Annotated in this window: 17 protein-coding genes; 4 read left to right on the top strand and 13 right to left on the bottom strand. The window is 65.7% G+C overall.

The genetic code is table 11. The annotated features are described in order from the left end of the window. Window positions 1–717 carry a hypothetical protein gene (locus CAG41_RS22140; protein WP_085582722.1) on the top strand — a complete coding sequence of 239 codons (717 nt, stop codon included), beginning with the start codon at window positions 1–3 and terminating at the stop codon, window positions 715–717. On the opposite strand, the gene CAG41_RS22135 is transcribed toward CAG41_RS22140, so the two are convergent. From CAG41_RS22135 to gcbA, 13 genes are all read right to left on the bottom strand, one after another. Further along, window positions 718–3,495 (bottom strand): hybrid sensor histidine kinase/response regulator, encoded by a 2,778-nt coding sequence (locus CAG41_RS22135; protein ID WP_085582720.1) that lies wholly within the window; start codon window positions 3,493–3,495, stop codon window positions 718–720. It lies immediately after the preceding gene. A gap of 102 nt (window positions 3,496–3,597) precedes the next feature. Continuing rightward, window positions 3,598–4,890, bottom strand: a complete 1,293-nt coding sequence (gene purD / locus CAG41_RS22130) for a phosphoribosylamine--glycine ligase (protein WP_085582718.1) — start codon at window positions 4,888–4,890, stop codon at window positions 3,598–3,600. A gap of 189 nt (window positions 4,891–5,079) precedes the next feature. Further along, entirely contained in the window at window positions 5,080–6,687 is a 1,608-nt protein-coding gene (purH, locus tag CAG41_RS22125; protein WP_085582716.1) for a bifunctional phosphoribosylaminoimidazolecarboxamide formyltransferase/IMP cyclohydrolase, read from the bottom strand. 83 nt (window positions 6,688–6,770) lie between these two features. Next, entirely contained in the window at window positions 6,771–7,091 is a 321-nt protein-coding gene (gene fis / locus CAG41_RS22120) for a DNA-binding transcriptional regulator Fis (RefSeq protein WP_085582714.1), read from the bottom strand. Continuing rightward, window positions 7,088–8,098, bottom strand: a complete 1,011-nt coding sequence (gene dusB / locus CAG41_RS22115; protein WP_085582712.1) for a tRNA dihydrouridine synthase DusB — start codon at window positions 8,096–8,098, stop codon at window positions 7,088–7,090. The genes fis and dusB overlap by 4 nt, the downstream gene beginning before the upstream one ends. A 185-nt stretch (window positions 8,099–8,283) precedes the next feature. Continuing rightward, window positions 8,284–9,573, bottom strand: a complete 1,290-nt coding sequence (locus tag CAG41_RS22110; RefSeq protein WP_085582709.1) for a DUF3426 domain-containing protein — start codon at window positions 9,571–9,573, stop codon at window positions 8,284–8,286. Between the two features lie 30 nt (window positions 9,574–9,603). Then, entirely contained in the window at window positions 9,604–10,482 is an 879-nt protein-coding gene (gene prmA / locus CAG41_RS22105) for a 50S ribosomal protein L11 methyltransferase (RefSeq protein ID WP_085582707.1), read from the bottom strand. Window positions 10,483–10,749: 267 nt separating this feature from the next. Next, complete coding sequence (accC, locus tag CAG41_RS22095) at window positions 10,750–12,108, bottom strand: acetyl-CoA carboxylase biotin carboxylase subunit (protein WP_085582703.1); 1,359 nt, start codon at window positions 12,106–12,108, stop codon at window positions 10,750–10,752. Between the two features lie 17 nt (window positions 12,109–12,125). Beyond that, window positions 12,126–12,587 (bottom strand): acetyl-CoA carboxylase biotin carboxyl carrier protein, encoded by a 462-nt coding sequence (accB, locus tag CAG41_RS22090; RefSeq protein WP_085582701.1) that lies wholly within the window; start codon window positions 12,585–12,587, stop codon window positions 12,126–12,128. 48 nt (window positions 12,588–12,635) lie between these two features. Continuing rightward, complete coding sequence (gene aroQ / locus CAG41_RS22085; RefSeq protein ID WP_085582699.1) at window positions 12,636–13,088, bottom strand: type II 3-dehydroquinate dehydratase; 453 nt, start codon at window positions 13,086–13,088, stop codon at window positions 12,636–12,638. Between the two features lie 132 nt (window positions 13,089–13,220). Continuing rightward, window positions 13,221–14,966 (bottom strand): protein-disulfide reductase DsbD, encoded by a 1,746-nt coding sequence (locus CAG41_RS22080; RefSeq protein WP_085707474.1) that lies wholly within the window; start codon window positions 14,964–14,966, stop codon window positions 13,221–13,223. Between the two features lie 192 nt (window positions 14,967–15,158). Beyond that, entirely contained in the window at window positions 15,159–17,105 is a 1,947-nt protein-coding gene (locus CAG41_RS22075) for a methyl-accepting chemotaxis protein (RefSeq protein ID WP_085695299.1), read from the bottom strand. 51 nt (window positions 17,106–17,156) lie between these two features. Beyond that, a complete protein-coding gene (gcbA, locus tag CAG41_RS22070) occupies window positions 17,157–18,827 on the bottom strand; it encodes a diguanylate cyclase GcbA (protein WP_085582693.1) in 1,671 nt (556 codons plus the stop codon). Between the two features lie 503 nt (window positions 18,828–19,330). On the opposite strand from gcbA, the gene CAG41_RS22065 reads away from it, so the two are divergent. From CAG41_RS22065 to CAG41_RS22055, 3 genes are all read left to right on the top strand, one after another. Next, window positions 19,331–20,398, top strand: a complete 1,068-nt coding sequence (locus CAG41_RS22065) for a DUF2333 family protein (RefSeq protein WP_085582691.1) — start codon at window positions 19,331–19,333, stop codon at window positions 20,396–20,398. Window positions 20,399–20,401: 3 nt separating this feature from the next. Next, window positions 20,402–20,959 (top strand): NUDIX hydrolase, encoded by a 558-nt coding sequence (locus tag CAG41_RS22060; protein WP_085582689.1) that lies wholly within the window; start codon window positions 20,402–20,404, stop codon window positions 20,957–20,959. A gap of 188 nt (window positions 20,960–21,147) precedes the next feature. Next, the gene (locus CAG41_RS22055; RefSeq protein WP_085582968.1) at window positions 21,148–21,519 is read left to right on the top strand and encodes a translation initiation factor Sui1; all 372 of its coding nucleotides are present in this window, start codon (window positions 21,148–21,150) and stop codon (window positions 21,517–21,519) included. Window positions 21,520–21,695: the final 176 nt, after the last annotated feature.

Here is a 21,695-nt window from a genome sequence, read left to right as displayed (position 1 = left end):
ATGAAAGAGCAATACTCGGTTTATGCCAACTCAGGCGCCATCGTTTTGTTTCCGTACGGGATGGCTGAGCAAGAAATACAAGATGTTCAACATTCAATCTTGTTTGCGCAGTTGGCGGCCAACAAGAAGTTTCCTCTCACGGCCGATCCGGATGATTGGTATTCCATCTGGCAGCAAGTTCTGAAGGGCCAATGGCTGCAAAGGAAAGTGGAGTGGAGCACGGTCACGCCGGCTCAGGGCGTCGGGTTCAAGGCGATGGGCGGGATGATCGACGTTCTGCAGCCGTCGCTGGCCGAGGCAGGGGACTGGGTGCCGGTCCTGCAGGCCATCGCGGCATTGCCGGTCTCGGATCCTGCCGTCGCGTTTCTGCAAGGGAGGATCCGGCAAGCGGTGGGTGCCGAAGGGGAGGATCAGGTAGCCGCAAGTGACCGCTACCGCTTCATGGTGGTTGTGGCGCAACCCGGCCCTCGCCTGAACGCCGCCTATGTGACGCTGAAGTCTTCGGCCGCCGCCGAGGGCAATCCGTACGCCTGGGTCTTCTCCGCGGACACGCTCCATGGGCCGCTGGAGCAACGCTTCTTTCAGGCTGACCTCGCCGCGCCGCTGTTCGATCCCGTCCGTGACACGCTGGCCAAGCGGTTGGAGCCGCATGTCGATCTCATCAGGGAGATCGACTTCAGCCCGCCGGACAGTGTTCGCTGCGAACCGGCCGGTTGATCAGGGCGTTCGCACCGTGTTGCGGTTCTGCTGATCGCGCTGGGCCACCCAGTGTTCGATCAGTTCGCGCAGTTGCGACAGTTCCACCGGCTTGGCCATGTGGCCGTCCATGCCGGCCTGGCGCGCGCGTTCCTTGTGTTCGGCGAGGATGTGCGCGGTCAGGGCCACGATCGGCGTGCGGATGCGCTGGTTGCCGACTTCCCACGCCCGCAGTTGCTGGGTGGCGGAGAAACCGTCGAGGATCGGCATTTCGCAGTCCATCAGCACCAGGTCGTAGCGCTGGGCCTTCATGGCCTGCAAGGCTTCCTCGCCGTTGCTGGCGGTGTCCGGCTGCAGGTTGAGCTTGCCGAGCATGCCGCGGATCACCTTGGTGGAGATCGTGTTGTCTTCGGCCACCAGGATGCGGAAGTCGCTCGGCACCTTGACCGCCGCGCCGGGGACGGCCGGCTGCGGCTGGAACACGGCCTGCCCCTTGTTGCGCTGGTTCAGCTCGTCGGCCAGGGTGGTCTTGAGGGTGTAGCCGGCCACCGGCTTGGCCAGGATGCGCTTGACCCCGGAATTGCGCGCGATGATCTTGCTCGGCGCATTGCTGATGCCGGTGAGCATGATCAGCAGGATGTCGTGGTTCAGGCTCGGGTCTTCCTTGATCTTGGCCGCCAGCTGCATGCCGGTCATGCCCGGCATGTTCTGGTCCAGCAGCACCACGTCGAAGTAGTCGCGCAGGTGCGCCTTGGTGCGCAGCAGGGCCAACGCCTCCTTGCCCGACGGCACGGCGCTGACGTTCAGGCCCCAGGCGCTGCACTGCTGCACCAGCACTTTGCGGCAGGTGTCGTTGTCGTCCACCACCAGCACCCGCGCGCCTTGCAGCGGGCTGTCGAGGTCGGAGGTCGGGTGTTCGAGGCGGTCAGGATCCAGCGGCAGGGTCAGCCACAGGGTGCTGCCCTGGCTTGCGCCGCTCTTGATGCCGAACTCGCCCTGCATGAGCCGGATCAGTTGCCGTGCGATCACCAGCCCCAGGTTGCCGCCCAGGCGGTTGGCCGACAGGAAGTGCTTGCTGTGCAGTTCCGCGTGCAGCAGCGCGTCGCGCTCTTCCTGCTCCATCGGCTGGCCGCTGTCCTGCACGGCGATGCGCAGGCGCGGCTTGACGCTGCGGTCGTCGAGGGCGACGACGATCAGCACTTCGCCTTCGTCGGTTTTCTTCAGGGCGTTTTCCAGAAGGCTCAGCAGGGTCTGGCGCAGGCGGGTCGGGTCGCCGCTGATGACCCGCGGCACCTGGGGCTGGATGAAGCTGATCAGCTCGACGTTCTGCTGTTCGGCCTTGGCGCGGTAGATGCTCAGGCAGTCTTCGATCAGGGCGTTGAGGTCGAACTGCACGTCGTCGAGCTCGATCTGCCCGGATTCGAGGCGGGAAATGTCGAGGATCTCGTTGATCAGGGTCAGCAGTTCGTTGCCGGCGCTGTGGATGGTCTGCACGTAGTCGCGCTGCTTGACCGACAGCGGCGTGCCCAGCAGCAGTTCGGTCATGCCCAGCACGCCGTTCATCGGCGTGCGGATCTCGTGACTGATCTTGGCCAGGAACTCGGCCTTGGCGTTGATCTCGGCGTTGCTCGCCGCCAGGTCGCGGCTGATGCTGAACCGGCTTTCGGTGATGCTGCGCTGACGCTCGCCCAGGGCGATGCTCATCAGCAGGCCGCTGATGCAGATGAACCCCATCAGGGTCATGATCAGGCCCTGCGGCGCGACCAGGGTCAGGCCCAGCAGGGCCGGCAGGATGATCAGCGTGCCGATGTTGAACACCACCATGGCGGCGACGAACAGCCGCGCCGGACGGTAGCCCTTCTGCCAGTGGTAGCCGCCGACCAGCAGCATGCTCAGGCCGGCCAGGGCCACCAGGGCGTAGGTGATGATGTTCAGCGGCAGGGTGTTGACGAACAACAGCAGCAGGCCGCAGATCACGGTGATCAGGATGTCGGCCAGCAGCAGCTTGTTGAGCGGGTGCGGGCCGATCGGGGCGAAGAACCGGAAGGCGAACATCAGGCCGGCCGGTGCGGTCAGCAGCAGGGCCAGATAGGCGCCCGGGGTCTGGATCGCGTGCCAGTCCGGCAGCCAGGGCCCGGCGAGGTTGAGCAGCAGCAGCAGGCTGAGCCCCAGCAGGCCCTCGCAGACCGCCAGCCACAGGCAACTGCGTGAGCGGGTGTAGCCGTAGCGGATCAGGTTGTGCAGGATCAGCATGCCCAGGCAGCCGAACAGCAGGCCATAGAGCAGGGTCTGGTTCTGGTTGGCCGCCGACATCACCGCCGACTGCAGGGTGATGTGCGGGCGCAGCTGGTGGTCGGAGACCAGCCGCAGGTAGACCTCAAGGGGTTTGTCGCGCTGGGGCAGCGGCACCAGGAAGTCGCTGCTGGGCAGCGGCCGGTCGACCTGGGGCTGGCCGGTGCCGCTTTCGCGCTGGTCGATCAGCGTGTCGCCGTCCAGCACGTAGAGATTGAGGCGCGACAGGTCAGGGGCGAAGATCCGCAGCACTTGCTCGTGCTTGCCGGCGGCCAGCCTGAAGCGCAGCCACAGTGCACCATCGGGCTCCGCCGCCGTGAGGCGGTCGAGGTCGATGGGGCTGAATTGGTTGGTGTAGCGGGGCGAGCGGATGTCGCTCAGTTGCAGGTTGCCCTGTTCGTCGAGCAATACCGCCCAGCCACTGCCTTGTCCGGCCTGGGCCGGCAGCATGCAGAGCAGGGTCAACAGCGTGACGGTGAAGCCTATGGCGATCCTGAGCCAGCGCACGGCGAAATCCCTTCGTAGGTTGATGCCAGAATATAACGATGCGCAGCGTCGGAACAGCCCGACCGGGGGATGGCCCCCCGGCCGGACGTCACGGACAACCGATCAGCGGGATTCGCCACGCTCACGGGCGATGGCGCGGTAGCCGATGTCCTTGCGGTAGAAGCAGCCTTCCCAGTCGATCGCCGCCGCCAGGCGGTAGGCCTGTTGCTGGGCTGCGCCGACGCTGTCGCCCATGGCGGTGGCGCAGAGCACCCGGCCGCCGGCGGTCACGATCTGGCCGTCCTTTTGCGCGGTGCCGGCGTGGAAGACCTTGCCTTCCAGCGCGGCGGCGGCGTCCAGGCCGTTGATCGCGGCGCCCTTGGCGTAGTCGCCCGGATAGCCGCCGGCGGCCAGCACAATGCCGACGCTCGGGCGCGGATCCCACTGCGCTTCGACCTTGTCCAGCGCCTGGGCCAGGGCGGCCTCGACCAGCAGCACCAGGCTCGACTGCAGGCGCAGCATCACCGGTTGGGTCTCCGGGTCGCCGAAGCGGCAGTTGAACTCGATGACCTTGGGGTTGCCGGCCTTGTCGATCATCAGCCCCGCGTACAGGAAGCCGGTGTAGACGTTGCCTTCGGCGGCCATGCCGCGCACGGTCGGCCAGATCACCTGATCCATCACGCGCTGGTGCACGTCGGCGGTGACCACCGGGGCCGGGGAGTAGGCGCCCATGCCGCCGGTGTTCGGGCCGCTGTCGCCGTCGCCGACGCGCTTGTGGTCTTGGCTGGTGGCCATCGGCAGGACGTTCTTGCCGTCGACCATGACGATGAAGCTGGCTTCCTCGCCGTCGAGGAATTCTTCGATGACCACGCGCGAACCGGCGTCGCCGAAGGCGTTGCCGGCGAGCATGTCGCGCACGGCGTCTTCGGCTTCGGCCAGGGTCATGGCGACGATCACGCCTTTGCCGGCGGCCAGGCCGTCGGCCTTGATCACGATCGGCGCGCCTTTTTCACGCAGGTAGGCCAGGGCCGGCTCGATCTCGGTGAAGTTCTGATAGTCGGCGGTCGGGATCTTGTGGCGGGCCAGGAAGTCCTTGGTGAAGGCCTTCGAACCTTCGAGCTGCGCGGCACCCTGGGTCGGGCCGAAGCAGTCCAGGCCACGGGCGCGGAACAGGTCGACGACGCCGGCCACCAGCGGCACTTCCGGGCCGACGATGGTCAGGGAAACGTTCTTCTGGGCGAAGTCGGCCAGTTGCTCCAGGGCCAGCACGTCGATGGCGACGTTTTCGCACTTGGCCTCAATGGCGGTGCCGGCGTTGCCCGGCGCCACGAAAACCTTCTGCACGCGCGGATCCTGAGCCACTTTCCAGGCCAGGGCGTGTTCACGGCCACCGCTGCCGATGATCAAAACATTCATTTCAGAAACCTCGGATGACGCTAATTCGGTTGTAGAGCCTAAAGCGCTTCACGCTGTAGGAGGTCGCAATGAAGCCGGTGGATGCAAGGCCGAGGCGACCTCGGTGAGCGCAGTTGCCTGTTGGCAATGAGCATCATCGAGGTCGACTCCTGCGCAGCCGATGCCGGCTTCAGTGCGGCCGTCGGCTGGTTAGTGACGGAAGTGGCGCATGCCGGTGAAGACCATGGCGATGCCGGCTTCATCGGCAGCGGCAATCACTTCAGCGTCACGCATCGAGCCGCCCGGCTGGATCACTGCGGTGATGCCGACCTTGGCCGCGTTGTCCAGGCCGTCGCGGAACGGGAAGAACGCGTCGGACGCCATGACCGAGCCGGCCACCTGCAGACCGGCGTGCTCGGCCTTGATCGCGGCGATGCGGGCGGAGTTCACGCGGCTCATCTGGCCGGCGCCGACACCGATGGTCTGACGGTTCTTGGCGTAGACGATGGCGTTGGACTTGACGAACTTGGCCACTTTCCAGGCGAAGATCAGGTCGTTGATTTCCTGCTCGGTCGGCGCGCGCTTGGTCACGACCTTCAGGTCGTCGGCGCTGATCATGCCGATGTCGCGGCTCTGCACCAGCAGGCCGCCGTTGACGCGCTTGTAGTCCCAGGCCGGGCTGCGGTCGGCCGACCACTCGCCGCAGGCCAGCAGGCGCACGTTGGCCTTGGCGGCCACCACGGCGCGGGCTTCTTCGCTGACGCTCGGGGCGATGATCACTTCGACGAACTGACGCTCGACGATGGCCTTGGCGGTCTCGGCGTCGAGTTCGCGGTTGAAGGCGATGATGCCGCCGAACGCCGACTCGGTGTCGGTGGCGTAGGCCAGCTCATAGGCCTGGCGGATGCCGCCTTCGGCGTCCGGGCTCACGGCAACGCCGCACGGGTTGGCGTGCTTGACGATGACGCAGGCCGGCTTGACGAAGCTCTTCACGCATTCCAGCGCGGCGTCGGTGTCGGCCACGTTGTTGTACGACAGTTCCTTGCCTTGCAGCTGGGTGGCGGTGGCGATGCCGGCTTCGGCCGGTTTGGCTTCCACGTAGAACGCCGCGCTCTGGTGCGGGTTCTCGCCGTAGCGCATTTCCTGGGCCTTGATGAACTGGCTGTTGAAGGTGCGCGGGAATTCGCTGCGGCCTTCGGTGCTCAGCACGTCGGTGGCCTGGTTCACGGTGCCCATGTAGTTGGCGATCATGCCGTCGTAGGCGGCGGTGTGCTCGAAGGCCTTGAGCATCAGGTCGAAGCGCTGGGCGTAGGTCAGGCCGCCGGCCTTGAGGTTCTGCAGCACGTTGGCGTAGTCGCTGGCGTTCACCACGATGGCGACGTCTTTATGGTTTTTCGCCGCCGAACGCACCATGGTCGGCCCGCCGATGTCGATGTTCTCGATGGCGGTCGGCAGGTCGCAGCCGGGCTTGCTGATGGTGGCTTCGAACGGGTAGAGGTTGACCGCGACCAGATCGATCGGCTTGATGCCGTGCTCGTTCATGATGGCGTCGTCGGTGCCGCGGCGGCCGAGGATGCCGCCGTGGATTTTCGGGTGCAGGGTCTTGACCCGGCCGTCCATCATTTCGGCGAAACCGGTGTAGTCCGCGACTTCCACTGCGGACACGCCATTGTCCTGCAGCAGCTTGAAGGTCCCGCCGGTGGAAAGGATTTCCACGCCCAGGGCTTCCAGCTCCCTGGCGAATTCGAGGATCCCGGTCTTGTCGGAAACGCTGATCAAGGCGCGGCGGATCGGCAGGCGGGTAGTCTGGTCGGTCATCTCAATTTCCATCAAAAGCAAGGGAAGTCAGCAAAAAAGGCGACCGGTTTCACGCGGGCGCCTTTCTGGTTGGTATTGAATGCTTACAGCAAATCGTACTGCTTGAGTTTCTTGCGCAGCGTGCCGCGGTTCAGTCCGAGCAGCTCGCTGGCCTTGGTCTGGTTGCCCTTGACGTAGTTCATCACGCTTTCGAGCAGGGGAGCCTCGACTTCGGAGAGCACCAGGTTGTACACGTCCGTGACGGTTGCGCCCTCGAGGTGGGCGAAATAATTGTGCAGCGCCTTCTCGACACTCCCGCGAAGGGTCTGGCCTTCTTCGCTCGGCGTATTGAGGTGCTGTTTCAAATTCACGTTGTCGCTCACGGGTGTTGTTCCACTCACTAAAGTCTCGGTCATCATCGTCATGCGGCCACCCCTTCTCCGTCCCCTGTCAGGCTCTTGTAACGTTCGGCGAAGAACTCCCGAACGTTGGCGCATTGTGTTTCCGTACCATCCAAACGATTGAAGCGGGCGCGGAACTCCCTGGCGCCCGGCAGGGTTGCGAGATACCAGCCCACATGCTTGCGGGCGATGCGCACGCCCATCACGTCCCCATAGAACGCGTGGAGGGCGGCCAGATGCTCAAGCAGAATGCGTTCCACCTCGATCAGCTCCGGCGCCGGCAGCTTTTCGCCGGTGCGCAGGAAATGCTCGATCTCACGGAAAATCCACGGCCGCCCCTGGGCGGCCCGGCCGATCAGCAGGCCGTCGGCGCCGGTCGCGTCGAGCACGTGCCGGGCCTTTTCCGGCGAATCGATGTCGCCGTTGGCGAAGACCGGGATCGACACCGCCTGCTTGATCGCGGCGATCGTGTCGTACTCGGCCTCACCGGTGTACAGGTCGGCGCGGGTGCGGCCATGCACCGCCAGCGCCGTGATCCCGGCCTGTTCGGCGATCTTCGCCACGGTCAGGCCGTTCTTGTTCTCGCGATCCCATCCGGTGCGGATCTTCAGGGTCACCGGCACATCGACCGCCGCCACCACGGCGTGCAGGATCTCGGTGACCAGCGCCTCATCCTTCAGCAACGCGGAGCCGGCGGCCTTGTTGCAGACCTTCTTGGCCGGGCAACCCATGTTGATGTCGATGATCTGCGCGCCCAGCCCGACGTTGGCCCGGGCCGCGTCCGCCAGCATCTGCGCATCGCCGCCGGCGATCTGCACCGAGCGCGGCTCGGGATCGCCTTCGTGGATCATGCGCATGCGCGACTTGCGGGTGTTCCACAGGCTCATGTCGCTGGTGACCATCTCCGAGACCACGAGCCCGGCGCCCAGACGCTTGCAAAGCTGCCGGAAGGGCTGGTCGGTGACCCCCGCCATCGGGGCGAGGACCAAGCCGTTCTGCAATGTGTATGGGCCGATGCGTACCGCCGACATAGGACTTCCCTGAAGTGGGGCCGGATCATGAGAGTTCGAAAAAGGGTTGGCATGATACCCGCTCTCGATGACTGGATAAAGGCTGAATTGAACAAAATCTGAACAGTTATTCTGTTATCGCCAGCGGTTTGGTCGAGCCGGGCAAAGTCAGAAAACCGCCGCCAATCGCGCAGCGGCCGGGCGTTTCACTCGGGGGAGTGGAAACTCAGACTGTAGTTCACCGCTTTGGCCCCGGGGTCGAGGATGTCCAGCGCGATGTGGATCGGCGTCTGCGGCGGCATTTCCGCCATGCCTTCGAGGTCGCCGTTGAGGTACTCGCCGGGCTTGAAGCGACGGCTGGCGATCAGGTGCCCGTTGAGGTCGGCGAAGCGCAGTTCCAGCAACGGGAACGGTTGGGAGAACGGAGCGCGGTTGTAGATGATCGCATCGACCACCAGCGCGCCGCTGAACTCCGGATGGCTGCGCACCACCAGGTTGCTGCTCTTGATCTTGGCGATGTCGACCTTCGACGGCACCGTGCAGCCGATCTGCGGGCACAGTTGCTGGAACCACGGGCGGTACTGGTCCTGGCGGGCCAGTTCGTCGAAATGGTAGGCCACGTACTGGCCGGCCAAACCGGCGGCGGCGAGGATGATCAGCAGCAGCCAGAGAAAGCGCCGGCCCCAAGGGGAGCGGCGTTTCTGCCAGTCCAGCTGCAGCGGGTCGTCGGTCAGGTCCTGCAGCACTTCGGCGCGTACGCCAGGGGCTGCGCGCTCGCCGCGTTCGCGTTTCTTGCGCAGGGGCTCGACCGACGGCAGTTCGCCTTCGGGCTCGTCGTCCGCGGACAGGCGCTCCTGGCGGGCGGCGGGGTCGATCGGGTCGTGCAGCCGCAGTTGCGGGATCGGCGGCTCGTCGTCCAGATCAACAGGTTCCAGCGACAGCGACGGCTCCGTGCGCTGCGGCCTGGCCGGCTCCGGCTCGACGGCCGGTGGCTCGTCGTCCGGCGCCGGCGCGGCCATCCGTTCGTCCGCCGGTTCGCTGAACAGGCTGTCGGGCCAGGCCCCGTCGTCCGGCTCGTGGCTGTCGCGGCGGGCGCTCAGGGACTCTTCGCGGGGCCGGCCGGACTCGGTGATCGGCTGGATTTCACGCTGTTCGAGACGGGCGAGCTCTTCGTCCAGGTCCAGGCTGTCGAGGTCCAGCTCGGCGGCGCTCCATTGCTTCTGGCTGATGGCGCGCGGCGGTGCCGGTTCGACAGGGGCGGCAGGCTGCGGTACGGCGGCTGCCGGCTCCGCGGGGCGCGGCGGCTCGCTCGGCGCTGGCGCGGCCTGCACGGCCGTTTCCCTGCCGGCCCGCTGTTCAAGCAGCTGTTTGGCGGCGTTGAACACTTGCAGGCACGAGCCGCAACGGACCACTCCGCGGGCCACGCTCAATTGGGCGTGGCTGACGCGAAAGCTGGTTTGGCAATGCGGGCACTGGGTGACGAAGCTGTCGGTCATGCGAGGATCCGGATTGTGCAGGCGGCCATTCTAGCGCCGACGGCCGGTGATGCGCACCCAGCCGTCACGGTTGGCGATCGGATCCAGGTCGAAGTCCTGGGCGTAGGCGGCGGCGACCTCATCGCCCTGTTCGGCGAGGATGCCGGACAACGCCAGGCGTCCGCCGGGCTTGACCAGGCCGGACAGTTGCGCAGCGAGGGAGACCAAGGGGCCTGCCAGGATGTTGGCCACCAGCACGTCGGCCTTTTCCTGCGGCAGATCCTGGGGCAGGTAGAGCGGGAACAGTTCGTCGGCGATGCCGTTGCGCCCGGCGTTGTCGCGGGAGGCTTCCAGCGCCTGCACGTCGATGTCGGTGCCGACCGCTTCCTTGGCGCCCAGCAGCAGGGCGGCGATGGCCAGGATCCCCGAGCCGCAGCCGAAGTCCAGCACGTTGCAGCCTTTGAGGTCCTGGCCGTCGAGCCATTCCAGGCACAGGGCGGTGGTCGGGTGGGTGCCGGTGCCGAACGCCAGACCCGGATCCAGCAGCAGGTTGACCGCGCCGGGCTCGGGTGCGGCGTGCCAGCTCGGCACGATCCACAGGCGCTGGCCGAAGCGCATCGGCTGGAAGTTGTCCATCCAGCTGCGTTCCCAGTCCTGGTCTTCGATCACTTCGCTGTGGTGCTCGGGCAGCGGGCTGCCGGTCAGCAGCTCAAGGTGGGCCAGCACGGCGGCGGCTTCGGTGCCGCCCTCGAACAGGGCCAGCAGATGGGTGTGCGACCACAGCGGGGTGGTGTTGAGTTCAGGCTCGAAGATCGGTTGGTCTTCGGCGTCCATGAAGGTCACCGAAACGGCGCCCACTTCAAGGAAAGCGTCTTCGTAGGTTTCGGCTTGTTCTGGGCTGATGGCGAGACGGACTTGCAGCCAAGGCATGGCGGGCACCTGTGAAAAAGATTGATGTGCAGCCTAGCGGTCTGCGCGAAGCGCGCAAGTTTACGCGAGCGCACGGCGTTTGTGGGAGCAGTGTTGACCGCAGCCTTTCCCCTGTAGGGGCGAGCCTGCTCGCGAAGGCGGTGTGCCATTCACCGTATGTGTTGAATGTGCCGACGTCATCGCGAGCAGGCTCGCTTCCACAAGGAAGCGGAGGTGCGGATACGACAAGGCCGCCCGGAGGCGGCCTTGTCGTGCGCAGGCTGAAGCTTAGTGCTTGTCGCCGGCCAGCTTGTGCTCGAGGTAGTGAATGTTCACGCCCCCTTTGCAGAAGCCTTCGTCGCGGGTCAGGTCACGGTGCAGCGGGATGTTGGTCTTGATCCCGTCCACCACGATTTCGTCCAGGGCGTTGCGCATGCGTGCCATGGCCTCGTCGCGGGTGGCGCCGTAGGTGATCAGCTTGCCGATCAGCGAGTCGTAGTTCGGCGGAACCGCATAACCGCTGTACAGGTGCGAATCGACGCGAACGCCGTTGCCGCCCGGTGCATGGAAATGCTTGACCGTGCCAGGGCTCGGCATGAAGGTCTTCGGGTCTTCGGCGTTGATCCGGCACTCCAGCGAGTGGCCGCGGATGACCACGTCGTCCTGGGTGAACGACAGCTTGTTGCCGGCGGCGATGCTGAGCATCTCCTTGACGATGTCGATGCCGGTGACCATCTCCGAAACCGGGTGCTCCACCTGAACGCGGGTGTTCATTTCGATGAAGTAGAACCGGCCGTTCTCGTACAGGAACTCGAAGGTGCCGGCACCGCGGTAGCCGATGTCGATGCACGCCTGGACGCAGCGGGCGAGGACTTCCTTGCGGGCCTGCTCGTCGATGCCCGGTGCCGGCGCTTCTTCGAGGACCTTCTGGTGACGGCGCTGCAGCGAGCAGTCGCGGTCGCCCAGGTGGATGGCGTTGCCTTGGCCGTCGGAGAGCACTTGCACTTCGACGTGGCGCGGGTTGGTCAGGAACTTCTCCAGATAGACCATCGGGTTGCCGAACGCTGCGCCCGCTTCGGAACGGGTCAGTTTCGCCGAGGCGATCAGGTCTTCTTCCTTGTGCACCACGCGCATGCCGCGACCGCCACCGCCGCCGGCAGCCTTGATGATCACCGGGTAGCCGACTTCACGGCCGATGCGCAGCGCCGTCTCTTCGTCTTCCGGCAGCGGGCCGTCGGAGCCCGGTACGGTCGGAACGCCGGCGGTGATCATCGCGTGCTTGGCCGAGACCTTGTCGCCCATCAGGCGAATGGTGTCGGCCTTCGGGCCGATGAAGGCGAAGCCGGAGTTCTCGACCTGCTCGGCGAAGTCCGCGTTTTCCGCGAGGAAGCCGTAGCCTGGGTGAATGGCGGTGGCGCCGGTCACTTCGGCGGCGGCGATGATCGCCGGGATGTGCAGGTAGGAGTGCGCGGCGGAAGCCGGGCCGATGCAGACGGATTCGTCCGCCAGGCCCAGGTGCATCAGCTCTTTGTCGGCCTTGGAGTAAACGGCGACGGTCTTGATGCCCATCTCTTTGCAGGCACGCAGAATCCGCAGGGCGATCTCACCGCGGTTAGCGATCAGAACTTTTTCCAACTTCGCAGTCATCAAAGGCTCTCCGCAGTTCAAACGATGGTGAACAGCGGTTGGTCGAACTCAACCGGCTGACCGTCTTCGACGAGGATGGATTCGATCACGCCGCTGGCTTCCGCCTCGATGTGGTTCATCATCTTCATGGCTTCGACGATGCACAGGGTGTCGCCTTTCTTCACGGTCTGGCCGACTTCAACGAAGGCCGGCGAGGTCGGCGATGCCTTGCGGTAGAAAGTGCCGACCATCGGCGAACGGGCGACGGTGCCGTTCAGCGCTGGAGCGGCAGCGGCGGCCGGGGCGGCTGCAGCCACTGGGGCGGCGGCCGGTGCGGCTGGGGCGGCGACCGGAGCAGGCGCCGGCGCGTAGTACTGCTGCGGCGCAACTTTGCTGTTGCGGCTGATGCGTACGGACTCTTCGCCTTCCTTGATCTCGAGCTCGTCGATGCCGGACTCTTCCAGCAATTCGATCAGTTTCTTAACTTTACGGATATCCATGAATCATCAACTCCCAAGGGTCGGTCAGGGGCGTTTAACGCTTGTTGTTCAAGCCGTTGCCTGTCGTTCAAGCTGTTCCAGGGCGGCCTCCAGGGCCAGTCGGTAACCGCTGGCGCCAAGGCCGCAGATCACTCCCACCGCAACATCGGAGAAGTAGGAGTGATGGCGGAAAGGTTCGCGTTTGTGCACGTTGGACAGATGCACTTCGATGAATGGGATGCTCACCGCCAGCAGCGCGTCACGTAATGCGACACTTGTGTGCGTAAAAGCCGCCGGATTGATCAGGATGAAGTCCACGCCCTCGTCGCGGGCGGCATGGATCCGGTCGATCAGTTCGTACTCGGCGTTGCTCTGCAGGTACAGCAGGTGATGGCCGGCTTCGCGGGCGCGGCGCTCCAGGTCCTGGTTGATCTGCGCCAGGGTGGTCGAGCCGTAGGTGCCCGGTTCCCGGGTGCCGAGCAGGTTCAGGTTGGGGCCGTGCAGCACCAATAGCGTTGCCATCTGCGTGTACCTTGTTTGGGGTGAGCCTTCGTCGGAACCCGGCGACTATGCCGCAAAGACTTTGTGACTGTCCAGTTCTCTGCAATAGCCAGCACGATGCCCGATGTTTGCGCAAAGTATGTGACCGAGTGATTAAATCCGGTCATTCGCCTGGCGGATCCGCTCAAGGAAGCCGGCCGCGCCGATCTCGCCGATCACCCGCACATCAAGGCGTTCGTTACCGTCCTTGCCGAAGAACATCAGCGCCGGCGGGCCGAACAAGGTGTAGCGGTCGAGCAGGGAGCGCTGTTCGGCGGTGCTTGCGGTGATATCGAAGCGGATCAGCCGGTAGCCCTTGAGCCGCTCCATGACCGTGGCGTCGTTGAGCACTTCGTGCTCGATGACCTTGCAGCTGATGCACCAGTCGGCGTACCAGTCGAGCAGCAGCGGGGTGCCGGCGGCCTTCGCCTCCAGCAGCACGCGGTCCAGCTCCGCCGGGGTGCTGACGGTCTGCCACTGACCGCTGTCCTGGGCCGGTGCGTCATGTTGGGCCATGCGCGGAGCAATGGGGTTCAGCGGGTCGGTCTGGCCGCTGAACGCGCCGTACCAGCAGGCCAGCGCATAGAACAGCAGGAACATCCCCAGCAACTGGCCGAGGCGTTTGCGCGGCGGCTTGTAGACGAACTCCAGCGCACCGAGGAACAGGCCCACGCCGCCGGCCAGCAGCCCGATCAGCAGCAACGTGACCTGGCCCGGCAGCACGCGGCTGAGCAAACCGATCGACAGCCCCAGCAACAGCACGCCGATGCCGTTCTTCACGTACATCATCCATGGCCCGCTCTTGGGCAGCCATGCGGCGCCGCCGGTGGCCACCAGCAACAGCGGCGCGCCCATGCCCAGGCCGAGCATGAACAGCTTCAGCCCGCCGCCCAGCGCATCGCCACTGGCGCTTATATATAGCAGCGCACCGGCCAGTGGCGCCGAGACGCACGGCGACACCAGCAAACTGGAGACCACGCCCAGCACCGCCGCGCCCCACAACGAGCCGCCTTCGGTGCGTCCGGCGATACGGTCGAGGCGGCTGCTGATGACGTGCGGCAGCTTGAGCTCGAACACGCCGAACATCGCCAGGGCGAACACCGCAAAGAACAGGGCGAACGGCACCAGCACCCACGCCGACTGCAGCCGCGCCTGCAGGTTGAGCTGCGCACCGAACAGTCCCATCAGCGCCCCCAGCAGGGCAAAGCACGCCGCCATCGGCAGCACATAGGCGAGCGACAGGTTGAAGCCGCGTAACCCGCCGACCTGGCCGCGCAGCACCACGCCGGAAAGGATCGGCAGCATCGGCAGCACGCAGGGCGTGAACGTCAGGCCCAGGCCCGCAAGGAAGAACAGCGCCAGGTCGCGCCAGTCCCAGGCGGGCGGCGCCGTGCCGGCCGAAGCGCTGCCTTCGATGTTCAGCCGTTCGGTCTCCGGCGGATAGCACAAGCCCTTGTCGGCGCAGCCCTGATAGGTGACGGCGAGCGTGAAGGGGCGGGCATCGTTGCGCGGCAGTTCGACATCGGTGATGCCGTGGTAGACCTCCACGTCACCGAAGAACTCGTCGTGCTTCTGCTCGCCCGGCTGCAGTTGCGCGGCGCCCAGCGTCACGTCGGACGGGTCGGCGCGGAACTGGAAGCGGTGGCGGTAGAGGTAATAGCCCTCGGTGGCGACGAAGCGCAGCTTGACCGACTGCGGCGTGGTTTCGACCAGGCTCAGCCGGAAGGCTTCGCGCACCGGCAGGAAGTCGGCGCTGTTGTTGATCGAGCCCAGGGAGGCGCTGGGTTTGCTGTCGAACAGCCCGGCGGCGCCGGCCGGCAGGGCAAGGATCAAGAGCAGGAGGCAAAGCAGGCGGCGCATGACAATCTCGCGTATCGGAATTGAGGGCATGATAGCGGACGGTGCCGGGGGCTGCAGGACGCGCTGCGGCGATTGGCCTGACGCAGCGCAATGGTGTGTGCGATATCGTGCCTGGGGGAGCCGGCCTGCCGGCGATGGGGCCGGCAGCGCAAGACGGTTGCTCCCGCAGGCCCAGCCCGCCCATGCCGCCGGTCAGACGCGGAAAGCCTGCACCGCCGTGTGCAGTTGCCCGCCCAGCTCCAGCAGGTTTTCGCCTTGCTCGCGCCCTTGGCCGATGCGCAGCAGGTTGTCCCCGCCCAACTGGTGGATCCGCTCGCTGTGGTCGCGGATCTCGCTGACCGCGCCGCTCTGCTGGGCGGTGACGTCGGCGATGCGTACGGCGGTGGCGGCGATGGTCTGGATCGCGCCGACGATCTTGTCCAGCGCCCCGTCCGCCGCCTGGGCCTGGTTGGCCGTGGCTTCGGCGTGTTCGACCTGGGTGCGCATGCCTTCGACCGATTGACGGGCGGCGGTCTGCAGGCCGGCGATCAGCGTCTGGATCTCGGCGGTGGCCCCGGCGGTGCGTTGCGCCAGCGAGCGGACTTCCTCGGCCACCACGGCGAAGCCGCGGCCCATCTCGCCGGCCCGGGCCGCTTCGATGGCGGCGTTGAGCGCCAGCAGGTTGGTCTGGTCGGCGATCGAGCGGATCACCGTCAGCACGCCGCCGATGGTGGCGGACTCCTCCGCCAGGTGTTCGATCATCTGCGCGTTGCCCTGCACCTCGCCGACCAGCGCATGCAGCCCGGTGAGGCTCTGGCCGATCACCTGCTGGCCGTGCTCGACGGCCTGCCCGGCATGGCGGCTGGCGTCGGCGGCCTGGCGGGCGTCGCCGGCCACTTGCTGGATGGTCGCTTCCAGTTCGCTGAGGGAGTCGCGGATCAGCGCGGTGTCCCCGGCCTGGTGTTCGGCGCCGCTGTGCAGGTCGTTGCTCAGCTCGGCCAGGGTGCGACTGCTGCCGGCCACCTGCTCGGCGTTGCCGCGGATGGTGCCGACCAGATCCACCAGGTAGGCGCGCAAGCGGTTGAGCGAGGCTTCGATGTCGTGCAGTTCGCGGTTGGTCTTGCCCAGCCGGATGTCGCGGCTGAAGTCGCCCTCGGCCCAGGTCGACAGCGCCGGCGCGAGATTGGTGAGCGTGCGGGCCAGGCGCCGCTGCAAGGTGTCGATCAGCAGCGCGATCAACAGGATCAGGCCGATCATCACGCCCTGCATCAGCCGCACCTCGCCCTGGATCTGGCCGTGCTGGGCGCGCACGGCCGGCTCCAGCCCGGCGATGGCCTGCTGCACGGCGGCTATCTTCCGGTGGGTGGCGGCGGCAAGGTCGGTTCGCTTCTGGATCTGCTCGCGGGTGCGCGAAAGCTCCGCCGGGTAGCGGCCGAGCAGGCTGTTGAGTTCACGCTTGAGGCCGACGCCGGCGTCTTCGGCGGCGGCCTTTTCGGTGCTTTCGATGCCCATCATCGCGGCGAAGTCGTCGCTGCCGGATTCGCTCTGGCTGATCACGCCGAGCAACGGCAGGGCATCGATGGCCTGGGCCTGGGCACGCAGGTTGGCGACTTCCCGTTCGACGTCGGCGGCCAGTTCGCTGCGGCCGCTGCTGACCAGTTTGTCCCGGGCCAGCGTCAGCTTGCCCAGGTGCTGCGCCGCGTTGAGCAGCGGCGCCAGGTACGCCGCATTGCCGTTGGCGTAGGTGCTGAGCTGGTCGAGGCTGGCGCTCAGCTCCCGTTCGGCCTGCACCAGCAGCGCTTGCGGGTCGCCGGCCAGCTTGCCGGCCGCCAGCAGGTCGGTCTTGCTGAAATCGTCCAGGTCCGAAAGGCTCGGCCGCAGGGTGTCGGCCAGGGCGGGCGACAGTTCGCCGAGTTCCTTTTGCAGGTCGTCGAGGGCGGCGGTGGCGCCGCTCAGGCGCAGGGCGTCGCCGCTGGCGAGGTAGTCTTCGACGTTGCGTGCCGCATCGTTCTGAAAGCGCTGCGACAGACCCAGGTAGCGCTCCATCAGCAGGTAAGGGCGCTCCAGGGCTCTCTGCGACCACCACAGCGTGGCGCCGAGGGCCACGCACACGGCGACCAGCAACAGCGTGTTGAGATTGGTGAGCAACTTCAGGCGCATGACGGCTACCAACGGCAGAAATGGTAAGCGCCTGAATTTATTGCGGTTCTGTTACAGGGTTATGACCGAATCAGTGGATTCCGATGAAAAAGTGGCACTTTGCTTTGAGTCCCGGGCGACCTGCACCCGGTTGCGCCCTTCGCCCTTGGCGCGGTACAGGGCCTCGTCGGCCTGGGTGGCCATCATCAGGCTGTCGGAGTCCTCGCTCATCTCCACGACACCGGCGCTGAAGGTGCACCACAGATCCTGCGGCTGCGCCGGGTAGTGGATCTCGGCGAAGCGCTGGCGGATCTCGTCGAGCACGTTGTGCGCGGCGGTCAGGTCGGTGTCGGGCATGACGATGGCGAATTCCTCGCCGCCGTAGCGGCCGATGAAGTCGGTCTTGCGCAGGCGCTGCTTGAGGAACAGCGCCAGGCTCTTGATCACCCGGTCGCCCATCGGGTGGCCGTGGCTGTCGTTGACCCGCTTGAAGTGGTCGATGTCGAGCATGGCGAAGCTCAGCGGCTTGCCCTCGCGGCGGGCGCGGAACGAGCAGTCCTCCAGCAGTTGCAGGATGTGGGTGTGGTTGTACAGGCCGGTGAGACTGTCGCGCACCATCCGCGCCTTGAGGTTGCGCGCCCGGGCGGCGCGGTTGCGCACGGTGGTGATCAGGTGGCGCGGTTTGATCGGTTTGGTCAGGAAGTCGTCGCCGCCCTCGCTCATGGCGTCGAGCTGCTTGTCCAGGTCGTCCTCGGCCGACAGGTAAATGATCGGCACGCTGACGTAGCGGTCGTTGTGGCGGATGACCTTGGCCAGTTCGGTGCCGGTGCAGGCCGGCATGTACATGTCGAGGATGATCAGGTCCGGCTGGAAATCCGCCAGTTCGGCCATGGCCTGGATCGGCTCGATCAGGGTGCGGGTGACGATGCCCGCGCTGTTGAGCAGGCGTTCGGTGTGCAGGGCCTGGGCGCGGGAGTCGTCGATGATCAGCACTTTATAGGGTTCGTACTGGGCGACGCAGGTCAGCACCTCGATCTTCTCCAGCAGGCTCGACGCTTCGAGGGTGCCGGTGAGGAACTCCCGGCCGCCGGCGCGCACGGCGGCCAGGCGGGTCGGGGTGTCGGTTTCGTGCAGGCTGAAGAACAGCAGCGGCAGCGGCTCCTCCAGGCCCTGCTGGGCTTCGGCGGCCAGGGTCAGGCCGACGCCGGGGGCGCTGAAGTCCACGTCCATGACGATGGCGGCGGGCAGGCGCTCGACCATCGAGGAACGGAACGCCGACACGCTGTCCAGCGCCTGGGCGGTGAGGCCGAAGAACTCCAGTTGCTTGGCCAGCCGCTCGGCGCGGTCATGGTCTTGCAGCAGCACGTAGATCGGTTTGCGCAGCGGCGGCAGGAACGTCTGGTCGAGCTGGTCGCCGTGGCGCAGGCCAGTGCGCGACAGGCGCTGCATCAAGCGGTTGAGGTCGGTGATCAGGCCGCTGCTCAGCCGGCCGCGGTTGGCGTCGACGGCTTCCAGCGACTGGCTGATGTGGCGGGCCAGCTGCGTGTGCTCAGGCTGTTCGAAGCGCTCGGCGAAACGCAGCAGGCGCAGGTTGGCCTCGCTCAGCTCGGCGAGGTCGGCGGTGGACCATTCGCTGCGTTGCAGGCGCTGCCATATCTCAAGAATCTGACGTGCCTGATGAATTACCCGCTGGGCAAAGTGGTGCTTGAGGCGCTCACGGCTGGGGTCTTCTGGCTCGGTCATATCCTGACTACTAGTTAGGGTGCATGCTGAGATCGACTGGTGGCTCTATGCTAGCACCTCTTTTCCCTTACATGAGTGTCGTACGTCAATAATCTGCGGCGCAGCACCATTCAGTTTTCGACTTGGCGGTTTCGGCCTGGACATGCGCTTGCGAAAAGTGCCCGTAGGCTGGGCTTACAGGAAGTTTCCTCTCATGGTTGAAGAGATTTCCCGACGCGTTTCGGATGTTGTCCTACAGGGCGTTCTGCTTTTCTCCAGCATCGGTTTCCAGGGTGTTTATCGTTGATAGGGTCAGGGAAACCCCTAGAAGACGTTTGCCCGGTCATGACCCCATGTTTCAACGAACAAGGAGCGGCGCCATGCCAATCCCAGCCCAGCCTTCCTTTTTCGGGACGCGGCAGCGCTGTTTTTCCCGGATGCCCGCAACGGCGGGTGCCGGGGCAAGGCACGTTGCTGTATGGTTGCTGTCGAACCGTTGAACCCAAGTCTGAAAGGATATCGCCATGCTGGACTGGAAGAACCGCGCGGGCAGCGCGCCTGAACGTGCCGCCGAACCCAAGTCGGCCACCCGCAGCTATCTGGGCGGCCTGCTGTTCAGCCGTGCGCTGGCCACCCTGGTGGGCATTTACCTGTTGGTGACCATTGGCCTTGGCTGGTACTGGAGCCAGGAGCCGGCGCTGTTTCCCGTGGCGCAGAACGCGCAGGTCGCCGCCGAGAAGGAAGGCAAGCAGATGGTGGTCGGCTACACCACCGTCGAGACCCTCAAGACCGTGGCCGGCACGTTGCTGACCAAGCCGGGCGGCTACATTTCCAACGACCGCTTCCCGCCGGGCCTGTGGATGGACAACATGCCGAGCTGGGAATACGGCGTGCTGGTGCAGGTGCGCGACCTGACCCGGGCCCTGCGCAAGGACTTCGCCCGTTCGCAGTCGCAGTCGGCCGAAGACGCCGACCTGGCCAAGGCCGAGCCGCGCTTCAACTTCGACAACAAGAGCTGGATCCTGCCGTCCAGCGAGTCGGAGTATCAGGAAGGCATCAATTCCCTGACCCGTTACCAGGCGCGCCTGGCGAGCCCCGACCAGAAGAGCGCGCTGTTCTACGCCCGCGCCGACAACCTGAACAACTGGCTGGGCGATGTCGGCACCCGTCTGGGTTCGCTGTCGCAGCGGCTGTCGGCCAGCGTCGGCCGGGTCAAGCTCAACACTGCGCTGAAGACCGAAGTGCCGGCCGTGGGCGAAGTGCCGCAGGTCGACGAGGAAGTGGTCGAGACCCCGTGGATGCAGATCGACAACGTCTTCTATGAAGCCCGCGGCCAGGCCTGGGCGCTGTCGCACCTGCTGCGCGCCATCGAAGTGGACTTCGCCGACGTGCTGGCCAAGAAGAACGCCACGGTCAGCGTGCGCCAGATCATCCGCGAGCTGGAAGCCTCGCAGGAGCCGGTGTGGAGCCCGATGATCCTCAACGGCAGCGGTTTCGGGGTGCTGGCCAACCACTCGCTGGTGATGGCCAATTACATCTCCCGGGCCAACGCCGCCGTGATCGACCTGCGCCAACTGCTCAACCAGGGTTGAGCCATGAGCGACCTTCCCGACGAGGCGGCCCACCGCGCCGCCTCGGACGCCGAACGCATCGCCTGGGTCGACGAGCGGGACAACCTGCTCGGCTCCCTGGCGCGGGCCGAGCTGCGTGAGCGCGGGCTGATCGGCCGCGGCACCTACATCATGCTGTTCAACTCTGCCGGCGAGCTGTGCGTGCACCGGCGCACCTTGAGCAAGGCGATCTATCCCGGGTATTGGGACGTGGCGGCCGGCGGCATGGTGCTGGCCAGCGAAACCTACGCCGAATCGGCGGCCCGCGAGCTGGAAGAGGAGCTGGGCGTGAGCGGCGTCGAACTGACCGCCCACGACCATTTCTTCTTCGAGGACAGCGAAAGCCGCCTATGGTGCTCGGCGTTCTCGGCGGTGTGGGACGGCCCCCTGAAGCTGCAGCCCGAAGAAGTGCTGGAGGCATGCTTCATGCCCGTCGGACAGGTCATGCTGGAAATCACGCAAAAGCCTTACTGCCCGGACTCCTTGGCGGCGTTGGAACGCTATCTGAAGGCCCGGGGCAACGACGTCGCAAAGAAGGTGTAAATTGGCGCCGATTGGCTCTTAGCAAGTCGGCTTTTTGCCGTTACACTGCGCGACCTTTTCAAGCTGCGCCGGCCCGCTTTCCCGAAAGCGTCGGTGCAGTAGCGCTGCCCCTGCCTGAGTGGGGCTTCGCGGTCGATCGCCTTGCCCAAGGCGGCGGCCAGTCTTTTGTCCTCCCGAGAGGATTGCCGGTGGCCAAAAAAGCCGCATCCTTCGCCGCCCTGGGCGGCCTGGTGTTTTCCACCGACGCAGGTCGTCATTGCCCGGAATGCAGTAAACCGGTGGACGCCTGCATCTGCAGACAGACGCAAATCCCGGCCGGCGACGGCATTGCCCGCGTGCGACGCGAGAGCAAGGGCCGTGGTGGCAAGACGGTGACCACCATCACCGGCGTGCCGCTGGCCATCGACGCGCTCAAGGAGCTGGCGGCGACGTTGAAGAAACGTTGCGGCACCGGCGGTGCGCTGAAGGACGGGGTCATCGAAATCCAGGGCGATCATGTCGAGCTACTCTTGGCCGAGCTGATCAAGCAAGGTTTCAAGGCGAAGAAGTCCGGCGGCTAGCAGCCTCTGTGAAAGCCACTCGCGGCTTGATCCGGCCCTGAATCCCTTCAGGTCCGGCGTCGTCTCATTGGTTTTCACAGAGCCTGTTCATGACCGGTCTCTAAACTCGTGACAGCGGGCGCGGTCTACCGCCCGCTGACGAACCGTCATTTTCATTCTTTAGACTGCGCCGGCCT

The sequence above is a fragment of the Pseudomonas sp. B35(2017) genome (assembly GCF_002113645.1).
Classification (GTDB): Bacteria; Pseudomonadota; Gammaproteobacteria; order Pseudomonadales; family Pseudomonadaceae; genus Aquipseudomonas; species Aquipseudomonas ekonensis.
The sequence above is the reverse complement of the archived record's forward strand: the minus strand, read 5'-3'. Positions and strand labels throughout refer to the sequence as shown.

Coding starts and splice junctions, on each gene's coding strand:
- CAG41_RS22140 (WP_085582722.1), top strand. CDS start 1: ATGAAAGAGCAATACTCGGTTTATGCCAACTCAGGCGCCATCGTTTTG.
- purD (WP_085582718.1), bottom strand. CDS start 4,890: ATGAATGTTTTGATCATCGGCAGCGGTGGCCGTGAACACGCCCTGGCC.
- purH (WP_085582716.1), bottom strand. CDS start 6,687: ATGACCGACCAGACTACCCGCCTGCCGATCCGCCGCGCCTTGATCAGC.
- fis (WP_085582714.1), bottom strand. CDS start 7,091: ATGACGATGATGACCGAGACTTTAGTGAGTGGAACAACACCCGTGAGC.
- dusB (WP_085582712.1), bottom strand. CDS start 8,098: ATGTCGGCGGTACGCATCGGCCCATACACATTGCAGAACGGCTTGGTC.
- CAG41_RS22110 (WP_085582709.1), bottom strand. CDS start 9,573: ATGACCGACAGCTTCGTCACCCAGTGCCCGCATTGCCAAACCAGCTTT.
- prmA (WP_085582707.1), bottom strand. CDS start 10,482: ATGCCTTGGCTGCAAGTCCGTCTCGCCATCAGCCCAGAACAAGCCGAA.
- accC (WP_085582703.1), bottom strand. CDS start 12,108: ATGACTGCGAAGTTGGAAAAAGTTCTGATCGCTAACCGCGGTGAGATC.
- accB (WP_085582701.1), bottom strand. CDS start 12,587: ATGGATATCCGTAAAGTTAAGAAACTGATCGAATTGCTGGAAGAGTCC.
- aroQ (WP_085582699.1), bottom strand. CDS start 13,088: ATGGCAACGCTATTGGTGCTGCACGGCCCCAACCTGAACCTGCTCGGC.
- CAG41_RS22080 (WP_085707474.1), bottom strand. CDS start 14,966: ATGCGCCGCCTGCTTTGCCTCCTGCTCTTGATCCTTGCCCTGCCGGCC.
- CAG41_RS22075 (WP_085695299.1), bottom strand. CDS start 17,105: ATGCGCCTGAAGTTGCTCACCAATCTCAACACGCTGTTGCTGGTCGCC.
- gcbA (WP_085582693.1), bottom strand. CDS start 18,827: ATGACCGAGCCAGAAGACCCCAGCCGTGAGCGCCTCAAGCACCACTTT.
- CAG41_RS22065 (WP_085582691.1), top strand. CDS start 19,331: ATGCTGGACTGGAAGAACCGCGCGGGCAGCGCGCCTGAACGTGCCGCC.
- CAG41_RS22060 (WP_085582689.1), top strand. CDS start 20,402: ATGAGCGACCTTCCCGACGAGGCGGCCCACCGCGCCGCCTCGGACGCC.